Origin of the sequence: Enterococcus sp. JM9B (assembly GCF_009933265.1) — a bacterium.
In the GTDB taxonomy this organism is placed as follows: domain Bacteria; phylum Bacillota; class Bacilli; order Lactobacillales; family Enterococcaceae; genus Enterococcus_C; species Enterococcus_C songbeiensis.
The window spans coordinates 8,331-13,744 of sequence record NZ_MAEK01000036.1 but is presented as its reverse complement, the minus strand read 5'-3'; the positions used below and the strand labels follow the sequence as shown (position 1 = coordinate 13,744).

Here is a 5,414-nt window from a genome sequence, read left to right as displayed (position 1 = left end):
ATCATCAAACTTACGAGGGGATTTACGTTTATCTACCATCAAAACATTCCTTTCAAAAATAGTGTCTAGTCAAATAGCAGTATAGCAGAAAAATTGTCTACTTTATTAGCATACATCCAAGCCGATGGTGATTTTAGTTTTATTGACTATACTTCAAAACTAAAAACAGAGATATTATTCAAAAATGTAAAAGAAGCTAAGAAAGAAAAGGAGTAGAGATCATTGAGGCAAATGCTTGTGCAGATCATATTCATTTGCTTGTAAGTATTCCACCAAAGTTAAGTGTTTCGCAATTCATGGGCTATTTAAAGGGAAAAAGTAGTTTAATGATATTCGACCGTCATGCAGAGTTGAAATATCGCTATGGGAACCGAAAATTTTGGTGTCGAGGGTACTACGTGGACACGGTTGGACGGAATAAGGAGCAGATAGCTGAGTATATTCGTAAACAAATAAAAGAAGATTATTCAGCAGATCAGCTTACGTTGTTCGAAGAAGTTGATCCGTTTACAGGAGTTAAAAACAAAAAGAGATAGAGTGAGATTCTTTTAGAATCAGCGAGTAGAAGTGGTGCGGGGGGAAGCTTTCAGAGGGTCTTTTAGGCCGAGGCCGGTAAGAGAGGCTTCTAGCCGAAGAGCAAGAGCTTGGGACATAAGTCCCAAGAATCATAAAACAGACGACCGAAAATCGTAAAAAGAATTTTCGGTCGTCTGTTTTTTAGATTATTGGAAGAATCTTCCTTGGTTGCGGGCATGTTCAACCTATATTTCCTTAAATTGATCGCCATTAGCGCAAACCCAATCTCATTGTGTGTCTGCTGTTTTCCTCGAACAGAGAACCGAGTAAAACCTAAACAAGCCTTCAAATGTCCGAAAGCTGGTTCAACGTCAATTTTTCGTTGACGATAGATTTTACCGGTTTCTTCTTCTGAAAGTAGCTGTTGAATCGTTGCTTTAAAGTATTCCCAGTTCATGTTCTTTTGAATCTCACGATTCTTGTCACTCTTCGCTTTTGTACACTGGCTTCGAAGAGGACAATTCGAACAATCTTCGCATTCATACCGTTTTAAATATCGTTTAAATCCATATTTATCTGTACGAATAGAATAATTGCGAAACCTCATTTTCCGTCCATTAGGGCAAAGAAATGTATCATCTAATTCTTGATACGACCAGTTTGCGGGAAGAAACGGGTTTTGTTTAAATTTTTTCTTTTGTTCTTTATGATACATGGCATAGGTAATAAGCGGTATCCGTTCATGGTCTTCTAAAATAGCTTGATAGTTTTCTTCTCCTCCATAACCAGCATCTGCGACAATATAGGTTGGTAGCTCAAAGAAACGCTCTTTTAAAGTAGTTAAAAAGGGGCGTAGTGTTCGTGTATCCGTTGGATTTGAGAAAAGATCATAGCCTAAAATATACTGATTGTTTGTGGCAATTTGAAGGTTGTAGCCAGCTTTTAGCTGACCATTTTTCATAGGATCATCTTTCATGCGCATAAACGTCGCGTCTAGGTCGGTTCTAGAGTAGCTATTTCGTTTTCCTAGAATCTGTCTATGTCTTTGATAAGCAAGTTTTCTTTCTTTGAAGTCACGAAATAGTTTTCTGATCTTTTTCGGGATTTTCCGTTTCGAACGTAATGATTTTCGAGTCGTTCCATCTTCTTCTTGTGTGATTTTTTCTGTAAATTTATCAACAACATGAGTGAGGTGTTCTTCAATCTGACTTAATTCAGTTGGAGATAATTCATTTGTGGACTCGCGTTCAATTTCAGGAATAATCGTATTTTTTACCAATTCATCATAAAGAAAAGCTGATTTTTCAGTAAGCTTTTTATCAAAGTTATCAATCGATTTTCTCCAAACAAAGGTGTATTTATTGGCATTTGCTTCAATCTTTGTCCCATCGATAAAAATAGCTTCTTCATCGATCAATTGTTCCTTGACCAATTGGCTACGGAACTGAACGAAGCACTCCCGAAGGAGTGTGTTCACCAAAGGATTCACACGGAACCGATTAATTGTTCGATAACTAGGTTGATAACTTTGCGTAAGCCACATCATGCGAATACTGTCTTTCGTCAATGCTTCAATCTTTCGACCAGAAAACACGGATTGTGTGTAGGCACATAAAATCATCTTCATCATCATTTTTGGATGATAGGAAGAAGGTCCCATTTGATGATGAAAGGGAATGAAACGCTGTTCGGGAATACTTTCAATTAACTCATCAATAGCGAACGCAATATCATTTTTTTCTAACTGAAAACTAAAATCTAGAGGAAGAACGACTTGATTTGTGGTATAATTTTTAAACATAAGAACACCTCGCTTTTTTATTTGTTTAGTCACTTTTATTTTAGCAAAGGTGTTCTTATTTTAATACAAAAAAATAATCCAGATGCCAATCAATTTGACTGGTATCTGGATTTTTCATTAGGACTTATGTCCCAAGCCCTATGATGTTATTTGTCTAGATGGCTAAGTTCATTATAAAATCCGCCCACTTTTTACTATTTTTTTGACATTCAGAAATATATAGGTTGACTCTGCTGTAATAACAAAAACTGTGGACCTATTTATTCGTACACATTAAACAGTCTGAAAATTACGATAGAAGTGTTCAATATTTTTAAACACTATTTGGGAGAAAGCGAGTAAACACTAACTTGATTATTTTAGTGAGTAGTGGTAAATTGTTTCTGAATAAAATGAAAGTGCATACAGTTTTTTTTTGAAAGGAGCATATTAATGAATAAGATAGGTGCCGTTGAAAAAGTTTTTCAAAAATTGAGTGAGTTGAACCTAAATAATGATGGCATTACGACAATGGAGCTGGCGCAAGCTTTGTCTTTGAGCCGATCAGTGACGAGTAATTATTTGTCGCAATTACTACGAAATAATCAAGTGATCAAAGTAGTTGGGCGACCAGTAAAATGGCAGATAAGAAGTGGTCAAAAAACAGCTGTTGAATATCTGTCTTCTTTGAAGCCTTTCAAAGATTTCATTGGATATAATGGCAGTCAACAAGCAGTAATTGAACGTTGCGTTGCAGCAGTCAAATATCCAGAGAATGGACTGAATATTTTAATTACAGGAAGTAGTGGTGTTGGAAAAAGTTTTTTAGCGAAAAAAATTAGCGACTATGCCGTAGAAAAGAAAATGATAGCCAGTAGTTTAGACTTCCATACCTTAAACTGTGCTGATTATGCCAATAATCCAGAATTGCTATCTTCTATTTTATTTGGCTATACAGAAGGATCCTTTACTGGTGCAAGTAAAGAAAAAGTTGGGTTACTGCAATTAGCCGATCAGGGATTTCTATTTCTTGATGAAATTCACAGACTTTCTGACGAAAATCAAGAGAAACTATTTCGTTTCATTGATACTGGATTATTTCGGCCAATGGGAGAAAATAAGAAAGATATCAGATCAAATGTACGCTTCATCTTAGCGACTACGGAAGATCCTCAGAAAAAGTTGTTGCCAACGTTCTATCGTCGAATTCCTGTAGTAGTTGATATTAGCGATTACAGTAAGCGCCCTCTAAATGAACGTTTGGCTATTATAAATGATTTGTTTTATAAGGAAGCTAAGAAATTACAAAGACCGCTAAAAGTTTCAGGGGATGTTTTGGATTATTTGTTGTTTTTAGATCCATTAGGCAATATTGGGAAAATTAAGAACTTAATCAAAGTATCTTGTGCAAAAGCTTATAGTCAGGAAAATGAGGGAGAATCTATTTTAGCTATCACCAGCAAAAATTTTGATTTTTTTATCTCTAAATCTAAGTGGGGCATTTCTGAGCAAACGTATAGGTTTGATCAAGAAAATCGTGAAATAGATATGTTTGATCCAATTGCAATCAATAAAAAAATCATCAAATTTCTTTCGCAAAATCCAACCATCGACCCTCAATCATTGTTGCAGCTCTTCTTTCAAATTGAAGTCGATTATCAAGCAATGAATGGGGATGCAAATCTAGCGGGAATGCACCACCTATTCTTTCAAAAGATTATTCTTGAAAAATTTGGATTGAAAGATGCTGCATATATGGAATCGATTTTTTCGTTGCTGTATCAAACTGGGATTGACCTTCCCAAAACGTTAGTTACTGAGTTACAGGTGATTGTACAGTCGCGTTATAGTCGGGGATACCATATTGCAACTTGTTTTTGTAATATGTTGCCCTCAACCAGCCAAACAAGTAACGAGGGATTAGCCTTATTATTGTCCATTTGCTTAGAGAACCAATTGGAAGAGATAGCTGGGATTAGGGGCTTGTTGATTGCTCATGGTAACTCGATGGCTACTAATATCCAAGCGACCGTTAATCAACTTTGTGGCACATATTTACTTGACGCCATTGATATGCCTATTGAGGCTACAATCGATGATATTATAACGGAAAGCAAAAAAATGATTGAAGGTTTTAACACAACGAATGGCTTCATTTTAATGGTTGATATGGGTTCTTTAAGTAAGATATATACTCAACTGAAAGATAACTTAAGCGGAGACTTACTAGTAATTGACAATCTTACCACAGCAACTGCTTTGGATATTGCCTTGCAGATTCAACAAAAACAATCATTCAAGATGATAGCAGAAAAGGCGAGTCGTGAATATAAAATCTCCACTCGCTATTTTGAAGGCTTTGCCAAAAGTCCAAATATTGTGATTTCCTGTATGTCAGGATTGGGTATTTCGGACAAATTAAAAGAAATTTTTCAAAATCGTATAAAAAATGAATTAAACATACTAACAATGAATTTTTCTGATTTACAAGGGAATATAAAAAGCAATACAATCGAGTCTTTTGGCTCAACACGATTGGTTATCACGACTACTGATTTACCAAAAACTTTTAAAATCCCTCATCTTAATATTTATGATTTATTGGATGCTCATGGAGAGAAAAAATTATTTCAGACAGTGCACAAATTCTTAGATAAAACGGCATTTGATCAATTATATGGTGATTTGGTTCGATTCTTATCTATCGAAGGAGTCAGTGAACGTCTATCTTTTTTGAATCCTGACGTGATTATGCTAGAAGTTGATACAGTAATCATAAAGTATGAAAATTATTACGGAATCAAATTAAGCGGTAAGTTAAAACTGTGTTTATATATGCATATTTCATTAATGGTAGAACGTCTAATGACCCGAGAAGCCAATCGGGATGAGTGGGTTTCTAGTGCTGATACAGATCAAGCAACAGAATTTTATACCGTCACACAAGGAATCTTTAAACCAATTGAAATGAAGTATAAAATTGAAATTGATGACTATGAAATCTCTCTTCTATTTGAGTTATTTCGAGAAAGCATCAATGCGTAATGAAAAATAACGTGTTTGAAAAAAATGTAGAGCGCCCGACTAAAATAGAAGTAAAAGCAAATATTTATTTCAG

At 35.2% G+C, this 5,414-nt stretch carries 2 protein-coding genes and 1 pseudogene; 2 read left to right on the top strand and 1 reads right to left on the bottom strand.

What is annotated here, in order from left to right; all coding sequences use genetic code 11:
- Positions 1-200: 200 nt before the first annotated feature.
- Positions 201-536 (top strand): annotated as a pseudogene (tnpA, locus tag BAU16_RS11795) (IS200/IS605 family transposase); the annotation flags it as partial.
- Positions 537-625: 89 nt separating this feature from the next.
- Here tnpA and BAU16_RS11790 read toward each other — a convergent pair.
- Positions 626-2,317 (bottom strand): IS1182 family transposase, encoded by a 1,692-nt coding sequence (locus BAU16_RS11790; RefSeq protein ID WP_237579246.1) that lies wholly within the window; start codon positions 2,315-2,317, stop codon positions 626-628.
- A gap of 432 nt (positions 2,318-2,749) precedes the next feature.
- On the opposite strand from BAU16_RS11790, the gene BAU16_RS11785 reads away from it, so the two are divergent.
- Complete coding sequence (locus BAU16_RS11785) at positions 2,750-5,341, top strand: sigma 54-interacting transcriptional regulator (RefSeq protein WP_161527158.1); 2,592 nt, start codon at positions 2,750-2,752, stop codon at positions 5,339-5,341.
- Positions 5,342-5,414 lie beyond the last annotated feature (73 nt).

Coding starts and splice junctions, on each gene's coding strand:
- BAU16_RS11790 (WP_237579246.1), bottom strand. CDS start 2,317: ATGTTTAAAAATTATACCACAAATCAAGTCGTTCTTCCTCTAGATTTT.
- BAU16_RS11785 (WP_161527158.1), top strand. CDS start 2,750: ATGAATAAGATAGGTGCCGTTGAAAAAGTTTTTCAAAAATTGAGTGAG.